Source organism: Cryobacterium arcticum, from assembly GCF_001679725.1.
GTDB classification, from domain to species: Bacteria; Actinomycetota; Actinomycetes; order Actinomycetales; family Microbacteriaceae; genus Cryobacterium; species Cryobacterium arcticum_A.
Genome location: NZ_CP016282.1, coordinates 458998 through 474276, shown reverse-complemented (window position 1 = coordinate 474276; position 15279 = coordinate 458998). Strand labels below are relative to the sequence as shown.

Sequence of the window (15279 nt, the reverse complement as noted above, 5' to 3'; positions counted from 1 at the left end):
TGCGCGACCCGTGCGCTGGTCGCGACCTCTCCGTCGGTCGAGCTTGTCGAGACCCGGTGAGCAGATCTCGAGGCACGTCACGAGGTCTCGACAGGCTCGACCAGCGAGTGGGCGCGACATGCACGCACGTCACGAGGTCTCGACAGGCTCGAGCAGCGACGGGGCTCGCTCTGCACGCATGTCGGGAACGCGGCCGACTCTCGCAGACACGTCACCGGGTTTCGACAAGCTCGGCCAACGAGGTGGACGCGGACCAGAGCGGCGCTAGTCGCCGACGTGGCGGCGCGGGCGGGGCGGGGGCGGCGGCGGAACCTCTTTGGCCGCGACGACCTCGGCGAGCGCGAGCGACACCGTGCCCCGCTTGGTCTCCACGGAGCAGTGGGTGAGATCGCAGGAGCGCAGGTAGCCGAGCGCATCCGTGTACCCGCCCTCGATGCGCGTGCGCACGACGACGCGGGTGCCGAGCTCCGCGCCGGCCAGGAAGTCGCGGGCGGGGTTCGTCATCGCAACCGGCTGAACGACTCGACCCGCTCGGTGGACCCGGCGACCAGGATGATGTCGCCCTCCTCGATCACGGTCTCCATGGTGGTGTAGCTCCAGCCCTGACCCTGGCGGTGATAAGCGGTGACGGTGACCCCGTGCACGGTGCGCACCTTGGTCTGGCTCAGCGGCAGCCCGAGGATCTCCCGCGGCGGAGCCGTTTTCACCAGAGCGAAATCCTCGCCGATATCGATGTAGTCCTGCATCACCCCACGCACCAGGTGCGCGACCCGCTTGCCCATGTCCTTCTCCGGGTAGATCACGTGGTTCACCCCCAGCTGGCGCAGGATCTCGCCGTGCGGCTCGCTCACCGCCTTGGCCCAGATGTTGGGGATGCCGAGCTTGAGCAGCAGCGACGCCGTGAGGATGTTCGCCTGGATATCGCCGCCGATGGCGACCACCACGCTGCTGAACTCAGGCACGGAGAGCTGCCGCAGCGTCTCTTCCTTGGTGGAGTCGGCACGCACCACGTGGGTGAGGAGGCGGTTGTGCGCCTGCACGATCTCCTCGTCGCCGTCGATGCCGAGCACCTCGGTGCCGCTCTCCATCAGCTCGAGGGCGAGGGCGCTGCCGAACCGGCCCAGGCCGATCACCACGACGGAGTCTTCCTCAGCCATCCGCGCCGGTTGGCGCTGGTTGAACAATGAGAACGCTGACGACCTGAAACTAGCCAATGATCGGCCTCTCCTTGGGGAACTCGTATGCGGGAGGGCGCTCACGCAGGGCGAGCGCCGAAGCGAAGGTGATGGGGCCGAGCCGGCCGATGAACATCAGCAGGATCAGGATCGCCTGGCCTGCCGGCGGCAACCCCGCTGTGATCCCCGTGGACATACCGACGGTGCCGAAAGCCGAAATGGTCTCGAACAGCAGGGCGTCCAGGCCGATGTCGGTGATCAGCATCAGGGCCGCCGTGGATGCCGTGACGACAAAAACGGCCAGGAGCACCAGGGTGATGGCCTGCCGGTGCACGGCCCGGGAGAGCCGCTTGCCGAACACGTTCACGACTCCATCGCCGCGGATCTCGGCAACCAGGATGAAGTACAGCACGGCGAACGTCGTCACCTTGATACCGCCCGCGGTGCCGGCGGGGCCGCCTCCGATGAACATGAGCACGTCCATGCCGAGCAGACTGGCCGAGTCCATCGCTCCGACGTCAATGCTGTTGAATCCGGCTGTGCGGGTCTGCACCGACTGGAAGAACCCGACCAACACCTTCGCCGGCCAGTCCAGCGGACCGAGCGTGGCGGGGTTCGACCATTCCACGGCCGTGATGTACACGGTTCCGGCGACCAGCAGGGTCACCGTGCCGGCCAGCACGATGCGGGTGTTCATGGTCCACTGCCGCGGAGACCGGAGATGCTTGCGCAGCTGCACGATGACAGGGAATCCCAGCCCGCCGAGGATCACAGCGGCTGCGATCGGCAGACAGATAAACGGATCGACGGCATAGCCCATCAGGTTGTCGGTGAACAGCGCGAACCCGGCGTTGTTGAACGACGACACCGCGTGGAACACCCCGAGCCAGATCGCCCGGCCAACCGGCTCACCGTACCCGACGAGGAACCGCAGACTGAGGAGAAGCGCAACGATCATCTCGACCGCCAGGGAGATCGTGACCACACCGAGAACCAGGCCCTTCACGTCCTCCAGGCCCACACTGCGCACCTCGGATGCCGCGGTCACCCGGGAGCGCAGGGACAGCCGGCGCACCACGGCCAGTCCGATCACCGACGCGAACGTCATCACGCCGAACCCGCCCACCTGGATGAGCAGCAGGATCACAACCTGACCGAATGGCGTCCAGTAGGTCGCGGTGTCCACGACGGTGAGGCCCGTCACGCACACAGCGGATGTCGCGGTGAAGATCGCTTCGGCGAAGGAGGCACCGCCCGGACCGGCCTTGGCCACGGGCAACGACAGCAGCCCGGTCCCGATGAGAACGGTGAGCGCGAACCCGGTTGCCACGGCTTGAGCCGGATGCAGGCGGAATTTCGGCCCGGCTGGGCGCCGGCCATTCGTCATCCGCGGGTTCACTCTGACACTCTACGGGCCGCACCGCACGGCCGGGAGCCCGGCCGTACGCGGCCTGTCGCGACGCCGAATGGCCCCCGAACGGTGTCTACTGGGGTGCCGGGTCATGGGGCATACTCAACAAGACACCGGCGAGGGGGAACAAGGGTGGGGAAAATCACGGGCCGGCCTGTGCGCGCGCAGGTGCTGCGGCCGCACGGGCATCTGCTGCGCCAGACGACCCTCTCGATCGTCGCCTTCTTCGCGCCCGTCTTCGCGGTTCTCTACTGGCTCACGATCCCCATCGGAGAATGGCTCCCCGTGGCCGCCGCCCAGCTGGCGGTCATGCTTGCCGCCGCAATCGGCATCCTCGGATTCCTCCGCACCTGCATCTGGGTCGACGACACCGGCGTCTCCGAGCGCGGCTTCTTCGGCCGGCACACCAGCTTTCCCTCCGAGCAGATCTCCAGCGTGGTGCTGCTCGAGCTGTACCAGAGCGGCACGGTCGACAGCCAACCACAGCTCTTCGTCACCGGCCAGAGCGGTGAGCTGCTGGTGCGGATGCGCGGCCAGTTCTACTCCCGCGGCGCCATGGACACCGTCGCCGACGAGCTGGGCGTACCGGTCGTGCGCGTGCCGGACCCGATGACGCTGTCCGAGCTCAACCGGCTGCGCCCCGAGCTGCTGTACTGGTTCGAGCGCCGGCTCACCGGGCGCACTCGGCCCGATACGGATCTGGGCGCTGACCTGGGTAGTTAGTCGCTCGCGTCAGACGGATGCGTCACCGTCGCGGTGCCCGGCGCCCGCGTCGGTCGGCTCCGGGTCGCCTGGCTCCCGGTCGCCCGGATCCGCCGTGAACACGTAGTCGTTGTGGCCGGTCACCTCCGGCCGGAGCCCCCGCCGGAACGCGTCAGCGAACACGGCCCGGGACTCCTCGCGGCGCACCGCGGCCGCGGCCGGATCATCGGCGCGCAACCGTTCGAAGTCCGCGTCGAGAGCCCAGGAGCCCTCGGCCCGCCAGTGCGGCGCCGGTCGCCCGTCGAGCGCGCGCCGCACCCGCGCGGAGCCCAGCGCCCACCGTGCCTCGAACCTGTCGCTGTGGTCGGCGCCCGAGATGACGTCGTCGAGCCGGCCGTAGAAGTCCGGCAGGAACCCGGTCACCTCGGCGCCGAGCTTGACCAGGTTGAAGTGCGCGTTGCGGCGAATGAGCGGGTCGAAGGTCCAGCGCATCTCGGTGATGCCCTGCTCCAGGCAGACGGCGCGCTGGAAGAGTTTGAGCGCGAAGCCCACCCCGCCGCCGCGATGCCACGGCACCACCGCGGCCATGTGGGAGTGCAGGTGCACGCCGTCGGTCCAGCCCAGGAACCCCAGTGTCGCGCCCACCGTCTTGCCCTTCTCGGTGGCCAGTAGCACGGTGTTGCCCGCGTAGTCGAGCGCGAGCAGCATGGCCCGGTCCGGGCTGCGGCCGACACCCCAGGTGCGTTCGAACAGCCCGATGATGCTGGCCAGGTCGCGTGGTTCGGCCATCCGCACGCTCACGCCGGCCGCCCGGGCGGCCTCGTCATACCGCCGGTAGGCCTCGGCCACGGCCGCTGGATCAACGCTCATGGGACGAGTGAACCACACCGCGGGCCCGAGATCGAGAGTGGGACCCGGCCACCCGGATGCTGCGCCGTCGCGCCCGGCCGGCGCCCGCGCGTGCGGTCGACCGCGCTCGCCGGGTAGAGAGGAAAAAGTGAGATTGCAAGGATGGAATTGCGCCTCGGGTCCTCATTTGCGGCCTTTTTCCTCACAAACGTGCGTCGCGCCGGCCACGGGTGGACCTAGTGGCCCCGTCCGGAGACGCGGTCGGCGAGGGTCGCCAGCGGCGAGGTGCTCTCGCGGCGGGTGAGCTCGGCGCGGTCGGCGCGGGTGTACGCCTGGTACAGGGCGGTCACGGCCAGCCAGCGCAGCGGCTCCGGCTCCCAGTTGCGCACCCGGTGGTTCACCCAGGGCAGCTCCGTGAGCGTGCTCGCCCGGCCGAGGATCAGGTCGGTCAGGGTGCGGCCGGCCAGGTTGGTGGTCGCCACCCCGGTGCCCACGTACCCGCCGGCCCAGGCGAGGCCGGTTCGCCGGTCGAGGCCCACGGTTGCGGCCCAGTCGCGGGGCACGCCCAGCACGCCGCTCCAGGCGTGCGCGATGGCGGCATCCGTCGTGCCCGGAAAGAACCGGTGCAGGATGCCGCGGAGCGCCTCGACCGTGCTCGCCGGGGTGTGCCCGTCGGAGTCGGTCTTGGACCCGAACCGGTACGGCACCCCGCGGCCGCCGATGGCGATGCGGTCGTCGGCGGTGCGCTGCGCGTACATGTAGGCGTGCGCCATATCGCCCAGGGTGGCACGATTGGCCCAGCCGATGCCGGCCCATGCGTCGGCACCGAGCGGTTCGGTGACGATCAGCGACGAGTTCATCGGCAGCCAGGCCCGGTGCAGCCCGGCCAGGCCCGCGGTGAAACCCTCGGTGGCGCGCACGATGAACTCGGCCTCCACCGTGCCTCGGGCGGTGCGGGCGGCGTGCGGGGTGATCTCGGTCACCCGGGTGTCGTCGTAGATCTCCACGCCGAGCGCCAGCACCGCCCGGGTGAGCCCGGCCACGAGCTTGGCCGGCTGGATGCGCGCACAGTGCGGGTGCCACATGGCTCCGGTGCTGCCGGCCACGTTGATCTGCGCGGTGGCGTCTTCGGCGCTCAGCAGCTCCACATCCGTGTGCGGCCAGGCCTGCTCGGCGCGCACCGCGGCCTCGAGCCGGCGCTGCTGCGGCCGGTCGTAGGCCACGGTGAACTCGCCGCCCTTGACGATGTCGGCGTCGATGCCCTCGAACGCCGCCACCCGGATGACCTCGTCGACGGTGTCGTTCATGGCCAGCTGGAAGGCGCTGGCGGCGTCGCGGCCGTGGCTCTGGACGTACTGGTCACGCCCGCCGGTGACCGAGTTGGTGAGCCAGCCGCCGTTGCGCCCGGAGGCGCCGTAGCCGGCGAACCGCTGCTCGAGGATGACCACGCGCAGCTGAGGCGCCGCCTTCTTGACGTAGTACGCGACCCACAGCCCGGTGTAGCCCGCGCCCACGATGCAGACGTCGGCGCGAGTGGAGCCGGGCAGCGGGGCGCGCGGAGCGGGACGGCCGACTTGGCTCCACCAGAAGGAGACGTCCCCGTTGATCATGCCCGCACCGCTTCCCATGTCGATCGTCGTATCGCGATCATGGCGCATCCGGGCCCGGGTTGCGAAGCACTCAGCCCAGGTTGGATCCCTGGAATGACAGACCGGGCGCCTTCGGCAGCCGGGCGACGTCGAATCGGGCGCCCGCGGGGTTGCTCGGCAGCAGCGTGAAGACGAACAGGATGATCGCACCCACGCCCGGGATCAGGGCGAGGAAGACGAACCAGCCGGAGAAGTTCGCGTCGTGCAGACGCCGCACGAGCACCGCGAGGCTGGGCAGCAGCACGCCGATCGCGAAGAGCGGGGCCACGATCATCGTGACGAGCGAGAAGTTGTACGAGGTGTAGCCGTAGCTTGTTGTTCCGGTCGGGATCAGCTGCAGGAGCTGGAGCCCCCCGAGCACCACCCAGAGCAGCAGGGCGAACCACCAGTACTCGCTGCGCTGTGCGCGGCCGGTGAAGTCGGCGTATTTGCGAAAAACGGATGCGATGGCCGCGGTGGGGGGCAGCATGGGGGTCTCTTTCGTCGGCTCTGGTGAGTCGGCGCAGGCCGACGGAGGCCTTGCACCCCCGCGTTTAGGTTAGCGGTCCGGGTGCGGCGCGGTCCGGCGGCGCGGCGCGGGCGGCACGATCCGGTGCGGCGATTCCGGCGCGGCTCCTAGCTCTGGAAGAGGAACAGCAGGGTCGTGGCACCGACGGTGATGGCGACCAACGACAGGATCAGGATCCAGGTGAGCCCCTTCATCCCGCGGAGCTTGCCCATGAATCCCACTGGGCGGCCGTCGTAGTCGTCGTAGTCATGCATGGGGCGACTCTATCGAAGCGGCTCGGGAGCGGGCTGTGCGTGCCAGTCGCGCACAGTGGTCGAGCCGGTCGAGACCGCGCGAGACGACCGACGAACGCGCGCCGCACCGACACACCCGCGCGTCAGCCGGTCTCGACAGGCTCGACCACCGCGTGGGCACGAACCCAAAGCCGGCCCACCCGGTCTCGACAGGCTCGACCGCCGTGGGGGCGCGAACCCGAGACCTGCCCACCGGGTCTCGACTGGATCGACCGACGTGCGGGGCGCAACCAACACGCTGGTCGAGCCTGTCGAGACCCCGTCAGGCGGCCTGCGGATGCGCGGCAGCCAGCACCCGCGAGAGAGCGTCAGGCAGCGGGGGTGCGCTCCTCGAGGCCCCAGGGCTGGCCGTAGCCGGCGGGCTCGGGGGCGGCCATCAGGTCGAGGTACGGTTTGGCGTCGAAGGCCTCCGGGCCGAGCACCCCGGTTCCGGTCCACACGCCGGTCGCGAGCAGCTCCAGCGCGATCGCCGGGTTCAGCGCGGTCTGCCAGACCACGCACTGGGCGTCGTACTCGGCCATCGTCCACTCGTTGTCGCTCACGTGATACAGGTAGACCTCCCTCGGCGCGCCATCCGTGCCGGTACCGGTCACCCACACGCCCGCGCAGGTCTTGCCCGTCATGCGCGGCCCGATCGTGGCCGGGTCGGGCAGGCTGGCCGCCACCACATCGCGGGGCGCGACCATCGCCGGGCCGTCCGCGGTGCGCACCTTCACCGGGTCGACGCTGTCCAGGCCAAGCAGGTGCAGGGTCTTCAGCACCCCGATGAACTCCTCGCCGAGCCCGTACTTGAAGGTGACCCGCTTCGCATCCAGCCAGCGCGGCATCAGCAGCACCTCTTCGTGTTCCACGTTGACGCACTCCACCGGGCCGATGCCCTCGGGGAAGTCGAACACCTCCGGCTCGCTGAACGGCGGCGTCGTGAACCAGCCGCGATCCTTCTCGAAGATCACCGGCGGATTCAGGCACTCCTCGATGGTGGTCCAAATACTGAACGACGGCGCGAAGATCTCGTTGCCGGCCTCGTCGCGCACGACCAGGTTGGCGCCGTCGCGGGTGCCCAGCTCGTCGATCTCACTGAACAGGTGGTCGGCGGCGTAGCGGGCGAAAACGTCGGAGAGCCCGGGCTCCACACCCATCCCCACGAGAGCCAGGCTTCCACTGGTCTCCCAATCGGGCGCCTGCTCGAACTGGTCGTCACCGAGCTTGATGCCGGTCTTCGAGTGCGGGTCGGTCGGATGCGGCTCGCTCAGGCTCATCGCCATGTCGAGGTAGTCGGCGCCCGCGGCGAGCGCGCCCGCGAAGATGCTCTGCACGAACTTGGGCTCCACGGCGTTCATCACGTGGCTGGCACCGTGCTCGCGCGCGACCCGGGCCACCACTTCCGGGTCGGATGCGTCGATCTGCGCCGCCGTGAACCGGTCGGCGGTCTCGGCGCCATGCCGGGCCTTGATCGCCTCGATGGTGCGCTCCGCCCGGCTCAGGTCGTAGTCACTCACCACCACGTGCTCGTAGAACGAACGGCGGGCAACGATCTTCGCGAAGGCGTCACCGACGCCACCGGCACCTACGAGGAGAATTCTCATGCCCCTGACGCTAGCGCGCCGCCGCCTGGAATGTCAGTACGCGGTCGACATCCGTTTGCGCGGTCCCTCCGGCCCGTATGGCCAGGATGGCACTCGGGCCACGGGCAGCTCAGATCGTTCGACCCTCCGCGCGGAATACACCAACGGCGTCGTTTCGAGGACGTCCACCGCGCTGCGATTGAGGTAGACCTGGGCCGTCTCGTCGTTGCAGCCCTCGACCGCGTAGGTCTCGCCTCGCCAGGTGGTGGTCGCGGACACCTGCGTGAGGTCGGTGACCTCGTTCGCGTCGAGGTGGGCACGCCACTCCCAGTACGAGTCGTGTCCCGAGGTGCGCGGAAACAGGAAGAAATCGTCGGTCACGGACTCACCCTGGTCCTTGTCGGCCACGAACCCCGTGCCCGCAGCGGCGACAGGGGCTTCCCCCGGCTTCGGGCGCGGTACGGCGGGCCGGCTGACCAGCGCATACCGACCGCGCACGCGGCCGACGAACCCGGCCATGGTGCCGGAGCCCAGTGGGCGGTCCACGCGTGTCCACGACTGCAGGCTCAGCTGCTCCACCGGCACCAGCGCCGACCAGCCGCTGGTCAGATTGTCCTCGACGATCGTGATCTCGGGCACGTCGAACTCCGGCACTCCGCCTGTGCCCACATAGACCAGTGCCCGACCCTCACGGATGCCGGCAACGGTCACCGTGAAGTCCCGCCACACTGCCTGCCACGCCACCTGCCGCACCACCGAGGCCCGACTCCGGTCCACCAGCGCCGTGAACGCGCCGTAGTCGTCAGGCGTCCAGTCGGCTCCCGCCAGGTCGGCGGTGGGTTCGCCGGCACCGGGCCAGATCAGCTGGAGCTGCGGCACCCCGGCCTCGCTCACGGTGCCGCAGGTGTCGGCCACGGCGAAGTCCCGGCCGTCGACCCTGGTCGTGACGCCGGGCTGCGGGGTGCTCTCGTCGATCACGTCGTAGGTCGTTGTGCGGGTCAGCCAGAACCGGTCCAGCGCCCTGAAGTCCACCATTCCCGTCACCCCTTCCAGCCGGGGGTCGTCGTCGCGGCGGTAGACGCCCTTCTTCGGCAGGTCCCCGCCGATGTACACCCGACCGTCATAATTCACGAGGTAGACGTCAACGCGCACTCCCCGGAAGGTCGCGTGACCGCGGACTTCAGTGTGGCCGCCCGGGATCGGCCGGGCTCGGAGCACCTCCACGCTGGCGGGGTTCGTCAGCGAACCGTCGAAGGGGTCCGGCAGCGCGGCGGCGGATGCGGGCATGTCAGGTTCCCTATCGTCGGTGGTGGTGATGCTGGGGCTAGTGGAGCGACAAGACCTTGGAGTCGACGGGCAGCGCACTCCGATCGATGGGCTGCACAGTATAGATGAAGGGAGTCGTGTCCGCGATGTCCACCGTGGAGTGACTCAGGTACACGAGTCCCGCACCGTCATCACGCCACTGGACGGGATGGGTCAGCCCGTTCACGGTGGTGGTGGCGGTCACCTGCCGGAGGTCGGACACCTCGCTTTCGTCGACGGTCACCCGCCACGTCCAGTAGTGCTGGGACGACGCGACCAGGACGAACTCGTCGGTCACGGTGTCACCCCGGTTCTTCTCGACGACGACGGCGCTGCCCGGGGCAGCCACCCGCTCCTCGCCGGCCACGTGCGGCTCCGCCACGCGAACCATCGACGCCGTGCGGCCACGCAACGTTCCCACGCATGCGTCCACGACTCCGACGCCCAACGGGCTCTCGGTGAGGGTCCAACCGCGCAGACTCAGCTGCGCCAACGGCACCACGGCAGACCAGCCGTTGCTGCGACGGCCTCCTCCCAGCACGACCTCTGGTGCGTTCAACGGTGGCTCCCCGCCTCCCCCGGCGAAGATCATCGCCCGTCCGTCACGGATCGCGGCGATCTGCACGGTGAAATCCCGCCAGATCGCGGTCCACTCCACCCGGCGCACCACCGAGACGAGACTCCGGTCGACGATCTTCGTGAATAAGCCGTAGCCATCCGGTGCCCAGCCCTCGCCCTCAGGCTCGGCCGTACTCAGCCAGATCAGCTGCAGCTGAGGCACCCCCGCCTTACTGACGGTGCCGTCGGTGTTGACCAGGCCCACCGTCAGCCCGCCGATGGATGCCATCAGCCCGGGCTGCGGCGTGGTCTCGTCGATCAGGTCGAAGGTGGTCGTGCGGGTCAGCCAGAACCGGCTCAGCCACCCGAAGTCCACCCGGCCGAACGCCACTCCCACCTGGGGGTCTTCTTCGCGCCCGAACACCCCGTACAGCGGAAGGTCACCGGCGACCGATACCCGGCCGTCCCGGCCGACACCGCGCACTCGCAGCCGCACGCCCTGGAAGGTGGCGTGCCCGGAGACCTCCATGCGGCCGCCGGGTACGTTCCGTTCGCGTAAGACATAGATGCCCGAGGGATTGGTGAGCGAGTCGTCGAACTCGTCGGACGGATCGGTGCAAGGTTCGGTCATCGGTTGGACCGGGTGGATGCTCGACGGTCGCGGCGGGTCATCGCGGCGCCGGGCGCCCTGACGCATTCGACCCTGCCGCCCGGCGTCTGGCGAGAGTATTCTCGCCGTCGAGCTTGGCCGCCAGCGGCGCCCACAAGACCACGGCCACCCCCACACCGAGCAGCAGGCCACCGATGGTGTCGGTGAGCCAGTGCGCGCCGAGATAGGTGCGGCTGACCATCATCGCCACCGTGTACACCGCGCCGGCGATCCATACCCACAGCCGGGGGAAGATGACGCCCAGCAGCACGGCCATGGTTGCCGCGTTCGCCACGTGGCCGGATGGGAACGACCCGAAGTCGGAGGTGACCAGCATGTCTTCGGGGCGGGCCCGACCGAACAGGGTCTTCAGCAGCTGCACCAGGCCGGCGCTGGCGACGGTGGCGAGCACGAAGTACAGCGCCGCCCACGGGCGCCTCAGCACGAACAGGGTCACGACGATCGCGATCGGGATCACGAACACCCCGGCGATCCCCGCGCCGAGGAAGTTCATCACGAGGGCAGGCACCTCCCAGACCGGCGACCGGTGCTCGAGGATCTCTTCCATCCACTCCAGATCGGCCTCGATCGGGCGCCCGCTGCCGCGGGTGAGGATCAGGGCGCCGAGTAGGAAGGCGAAGAGAACGGCAATCGCCCCGCTGATCAGCGGCCAGCGGCGGGCGATGCGGCGGGACGGTGCATCCGCCGCGGCGTCGGCCGTGGCCGGGGTGGGCGAATCGGGTCTGGTGGGCTCAGTCTCGTCTGATCGGGAGGGGTCCATCAGGCAATCGTAGATCGGCGCAGGTGGGAACCCGCTTGGACCCGCGGGGTACCAGCCGGGCCGAGTGCACCGGCTCAGGCAGTGAGCAGGGTGTCACGGCCCTTGCCGGCCCGCTTGGAGGTGAGCATGGCCTCGTCGGCGAGGGCGATCAGGTCGTCCGGGCTCAGCGGGGTGGTGATGCCCGGGGTGTAAACGCTGATGCCGATGCTGGCCGAGACTCGTTGGCCCTGCGCGAGGCCGTCGAGCGGTTCCCGCACGGCTTGGCGGATGCGCTGGGCCACCTCGAGCGCGCTCGTCTGGTCGATGCGGTCCGACGCGATCACGAACTCGTCGCCGCCGAACCGGCTCGGGGTGTCATCCTCCCGCAGCACCCGTCGGAGCCGCAGGGCGACCTGCTCCAACACCTGGTCGCCGGCCTCGTGGCCGAAGTCGTCGTTGATCGCCTTGAAACCATCGAGGTCGAGGAACAGTACCGCGACCGCTCGCCCGTGGCGCTCCGCGTCGCCGAGCAGTCGCCGCAGCCGGTTCTGCAGCGCACGCCGGTTGGGCAGGCCGGTGAGGGAATCGTGCAGGGACTGGTGCTCGATCTGGTGCTGCAGGTGGATGCGTTCGAGCACCGGCGCCGCCTGCGTGGCCAGCGCACCGAGCAGGTCGAGCAGGTTCTCGTCGAGCACCCGCTGCCGCTGGAACCAGCAGGCGATGGCTCCGCTGACGGTGCCGTTGTCGATGATGGGCACGACGCAGAGCGCCTCGACGCCCTCCGCATCGAGAGCGGCCGCCAGCCCGGGAAAACTCTCCGCGATGTCGGCGGCGCTCCGGCACAGCACCGGCAGGCCGGAGGCCAGCGCCGCGCCCACGGGCAGCAGGTCTGCCAGGTCGACGGTTTCCGCGAGCGGCCGGGCCCCCGAGACCAGCTCGAGGGTGCCGTCTGCGCCGGTGACGATCACCGAGACGTGCGCGGCATCCGTGGCCATCTCGGCCGAGACCCGTAAGGCCGAACCGAACGCGGCGAGGGTGGATGCGGGCGCGAGGCCCGCCGCGGCGGCCTGCAGGATGCGCACCCGGGCCACGGCGGTCTCGGCCGCGCGCCGGGCCTCCAACAGGTCGCGCTCGTACTTAAGCCGGATCCCGGCGTCGAAGACGGCAGCGTAGACCAGCGCCTCGGCGCCGGAGTCGTCCAGCACCGAGCTGACCAGCACGTTGCGGGTGCCGCCGACGTTGGTGGAGAGGGTGAGCATCATCTCGTTCAGCCGGCTCTGCGTCTGCAGCAGCGGCATGTAGCGGGTCTCGAAGATGAGCTTGCTGCCGCGGGAGAGCAGGGCCAGGAAGTACCGGCCCACCACGTCCTCACGGGGGTAGCCGGTCCACTCGCAGAATGTGTCGTTGGCCGAGCGGATGACCCCGTCTGCCGTCATGGCGAACAGGCCGGCCGGAGCGTGGTGGAAGAGGGCGCGGGCGACGTCGTCGGGCGGGCCACCCGCATCAGTCACAGAAAGCGCCGGATCTGGCGCTCGATCTCGCCGGGATCGGACAGGTGCGCGTAGTGCCCGGCGGCGTTGAGCACCACGAGTTCGCTGCCGACGATGTGCTCGTGCAGGTACGCGCCCACCTCGAGCGGGGCGATCAGGTCGTCGGAGGACTGCAGGATCAGCGTGGGCGTGGTGATGTTCTTGAGCAGCCGGCGCCAGTCCGAGAGGAAGGTGACCCGGGCGAAGTGCTGCGCGACCATGGTGTTCGTGCGGGCCATGCTCTCGGCCAGCTCCGCGGCCAGCTCGGGGCGGTCGGCGTTCTTCATCAGCGCCGGCGCCATCTCGGCCGCCCAGCTCACGTGGTTGACCTCGAGCGCGTCGAGGAGAGCGTCGACGTCGGCGCGTTCGAAGCCGCCCAGGTAGCCCTCGTCGTTGAGGTAGCGCGGTGAGGGCCCGAGCATGATCAGCCGGGCGAAACGCTCCGGCTCCTCCACGGCGGCCAGGGCGCCGATCATGGCGCTCACCGAGTGGCCCACAAACACCACATCATGCAGGTCGAGAGCGCGCAGGATCTCGAGCAGGTCGGCCGCGTAGCCGCGCAGCGAATCGTATTTGCGCCGGTCGTAGGCCGAGACGTCGGAGTCACCCGAGCCGACGTGGTCGAAGCGCACCACCCGGCGTTCGTCCGCGAATTGCGGCGCCACCAGGCGCCACATGTTCTGGCTGGTGCCGTAGCCGGGTCCGAAGACCACGGGCTGCCCGGCCGGGTCGCCCAGCACCGTGACGCCGTTGCGCGTGAGCACGTCGACCGTTGCACTCTCGGGGAGGTTCGCACCGGCGGGCTGAGTGAAGGTCACGTTCGAGATTCTTCCATACCGAGGCGTCGCTCCGGTGACGGCCCGGTGCGGTGGCGACGGGGCGTGGCTCGTGAGGTCAGTGGCCCAGCGCAGCCACCGTGCGCGGGCGCACGATCAGCCACAGGCTCAGCACGGAGATGATCGCGCACACGCCCATCACCGAGGCCATCGGAACGGCGGTACCCACGCCGAGCAGGCCCACGACCGGGGAGATCAGGCCGGCGATACCGAAGTTGGCCGCGCCCAGGAGGGATGCGGCGGTGCCGGCCTCGCTGCCGTGCGAGTTGAGGGCGATGACCTGCACTGTGGGGAAGGTGAATCCACAGCCGGCGATGAAGAACCAGAGCGGGATGAGCGTGCCCCACAGGCCGGCACCCAGCAGGTCGAGGGTGAAGATGGCCGCCGAGGTGAGCACCAGCACGGCCGTGGCCCCGATCAGGATGTTCTGCGGGCCCACGTTGTAGCGGTGCATCAGCCGGGAGCTGGTCTGCACCCCCACGACGATGCCGAGGGAGTTGATCGCGAAGAGCACGCCGTACTGCTGGGCGCTGAAGTCGTAGACCTGCTGGAACAGGAACGGCGATGAGGAGAGGTAGGAGAACAGCCCGGTGAAGGTCATGGCGCCGATGATGGCGACACCCACGAAGGTGCGGTCGCCCAGGACCGCGCGGTAGCGCTGGCCGAGGCTGGAGTGGCCGGGAACCGTGCGGCGGTCCTTGGGCAGGGTTTCCACGATCCAGATGGCGACGGCGATCATGACGACGATGCCGTAGCCGGCGAGCACCCAGAAGATGCCACGCCAGGGCATCACGAGCAGCAGCTGCGAGCCGATCACCGGCGCGAGCACCGGCGCGAGCCCGCTGACCAGGGCGAGCCGGGAGAGCATCTTCACAAGCGGCTTGCCGCCGAACAGGTCGCGCACCATGGCCATGGCCACGACGGCACCGGCCGCGGCGCCGAAGCCCTGCAGTACCCGGAAGATCCCGAGCGTGACGATGTCGCTGGACAAGGCCGCACCCACGCAGGCCAGCACGTGGAACCCGGTGGCCAGCAGCAACGGCAGCCGGCGGCCGATCTTGTCGCTCCACGGCCCGACGATGAGCTGGCCGAAGCCGAAGCCGATCATGGTTCCGGTGAGGGTGAGCTGGATAGCCGCGGCCGAGACCCCGAGTTCGCTTTCGAGGATGGGGAACGCCGGCAGGTACAGGTCGATCGTGAACGGGCCGAGCGCGGTCAGCGCGCCCAGGATGATGATGTAGACGATGCGCTGTCCCCGGGAGAGCGCGTCACCCGGGTGCCGGGCGGTCGAGTGCAACTGTGCATCGGTGATGACGGGGATGACGGCGGTAGTCACGTGAGAGAGTCCTCGGTCGGGATCGTACGGTGGGGAGGGTGGGCGCGCGGGCCCAATGGCGAAAAGCGTGCCCGACCCGGTTCTATTCCCCCGCCGGGGCATCCGGGCAAAGATTGCGCGGATGCGTGATTTCCTGCAATTTGCCGCCCATCCC

15 protein-coding genes are annotated in these 15279 nt (G+C 69.5%); 1 reads left to right on the top strand and 14 read right to left on the bottom strand.

Annotated elements, in window-relative coordinates; translation table 11 throughout:
* Positions 1 to 264: 264 nt before the first annotated feature.
* The 3 genes from PA27867_RS02170 to PA27867_RS02160 are packed head-to-tail and all read right to left on the bottom strand — an operon-like array spanning position 265 to position 2562.
* Complete coding sequence (locus PA27867_RS02170) at positions 265 to 504, bottom strand: hypothetical protein (protein ID WP_066592573.1); 240 nt, start codon at positions 502 to 504, stop codon at positions 265 to 267.
* Positions 501 to 1157: a potassium channel family protein gene (locus PA27867_RS02165; RefSeq protein WP_066592567.1), complete on the bottom strand. Its 657-nt coding sequence runs from the start codon at positions 1155 to 1157 to the stop codon at positions 501 to 503. The genes PA27867_RS02170 and PA27867_RS02165 overlap by 4 nt, the downstream gene beginning before the upstream one ends.
* Positions 1158 to 1206: 49 nt before the next feature.
* On the bottom strand, positions 1207 to 2562 hold the full coding sequence (locus tag PA27867_RS02160; protein WP_066592565.1) for a TrkH family potassium uptake protein: 1356 nt from the start codon (positions 2560 to 2562) through the stop codon (positions 1207 to 1209).
* Positions 2563 to 2718: 156 nt separating this feature from the next.
* On the opposite strand from PA27867_RS02160, the gene PA27867_RS02155 reads away from it, so the two are divergent.
* Positions 2719 to 3309 carry a hypothetical protein gene (locus tag PA27867_RS02155; RefSeq protein ID WP_157109083.1) on the top strand — a complete coding sequence of 197 codons (591 nt, stop codon included), beginning with the start codon at positions 2719 to 2721 and terminating at the stop codon, positions 3307 to 3309.
* 9 nt (positions 3310 to 3318) lie between these two features.
* Here PA27867_RS02155 and PA27867_RS02150 read toward each other — a convergent pair whose 3' ends face one another.
* The 11 genes from PA27867_RS02150 to PA27867_RS02105 form a co-directional block, all read right to left on the bottom strand.
* On the bottom strand, positions 3319 to 4158 hold the full coding sequence (locus PA27867_RS02150; RefSeq protein WP_066592560.1) for a hypothetical protein: 840 nt from the start codon (positions 4156 to 4158) through the stop codon (positions 3319 to 3321).
* A gap of 215 nt (positions 4159 to 4373) precedes the next feature.
* Positions 4374 to 5747, bottom strand: coding sequence for an NAD(P)/FAD-dependent oxidoreductase (locus PA27867_RS02145; protein WP_066598839.1), 1374 nt, complete (start codon positions 5745 to 5747; stop codon positions 4374 to 4376).
* 70 nt (positions 5748 to 5817) lie between these two features.
* Positions 5818 to 6255, bottom strand: coding sequence for a DUF805 domain-containing protein (locus PA27867_RS02140; RefSeq protein WP_066592554.1), 438 nt, complete (start codon positions 6253 to 6255; stop codon positions 5818 to 5820).
* Between the two features lie 146 nt (positions 6256 to 6401).
* A complete protein-coding gene (locus PA27867_RS20495) occupies positions 6402 to 6548 on the bottom strand; it encodes a hypothetical protein (protein WP_157109082.1) in 147 nt (48 codons plus the stop codon).
* A 347-nt stretch (positions 6549 to 6895) separates the two neighbouring features.
* Positions 6896 to 8173 (bottom strand): saccharopine dehydrogenase family protein, encoded by a 1278-nt coding sequence (locus PA27867_RS02135; RefSeq protein WP_066592552.1) that lies wholly within the window; start codon positions 8171 to 8173, stop codon positions 6896 to 6898.
* A 33-nt stretch (positions 8174 to 8206) separates the two neighbouring features.
* Positions 8207 to 9439: a hypothetical protein gene (locus PA27867_RS02130; RefSeq protein ID WP_066592549.1), complete on the bottom strand. Its 1233-nt coding sequence runs from the start codon at positions 9437 to 9439 to the stop codon at positions 8207 to 8209.
* Positions 9440 to 9476: 37 nt separating this feature from the next.
* Positions 9477 to 10646: a hypothetical protein gene (locus tag PA27867_RS02125; RefSeq protein ID WP_157109081.1), complete on the bottom strand. Its 1170-nt coding sequence runs from the start codon at positions 10644 to 10646 to the stop codon at positions 9477 to 9479.
* Positions 10647 to 10683: 37 nt separating this feature from the next.
* Positions 10684 to 11445 (bottom strand): phosphatase PAP2 family protein, encoded by a 762-nt coding sequence (locus tag PA27867_RS02120; protein WP_084020562.1) that lies wholly within the window; start codon positions 11443 to 11445, stop codon positions 10684 to 10686.
* Between the two features lie 74 nt (positions 11446 to 11519).
* Complete coding sequence (locus PA27867_RS02115; RefSeq protein ID WP_066592544.1) at positions 11520 to 12935, bottom strand: diguanylate cyclase; 1416 nt, start codon at positions 12933 to 12935, stop codon at positions 11520 to 11522.
* Entirely contained in the window at positions 12932 to 13771 is an 840-nt protein-coding gene (locus tag PA27867_RS02110; RefSeq protein ID WP_066592540.1) for an alpha/beta fold hydrolase, read from the bottom strand. Before PA27867_RS02110 ends, PA27867_RS02115 begins: the two co-directional genes overlap by 4 nt.
* A gap of 76 nt (positions 13772 to 13847) precedes the next feature.
* Entirely contained in the window at positions 13848 to 15125 is a 1278-nt protein-coding gene (locus PA27867_RS02105; RefSeq protein ID WP_236900801.1) for a multidrug effflux MFS transporter, read from the bottom strand.
* Between the last annotated feature and the right edge of the window lie 154 nt (positions 15126 to 15279).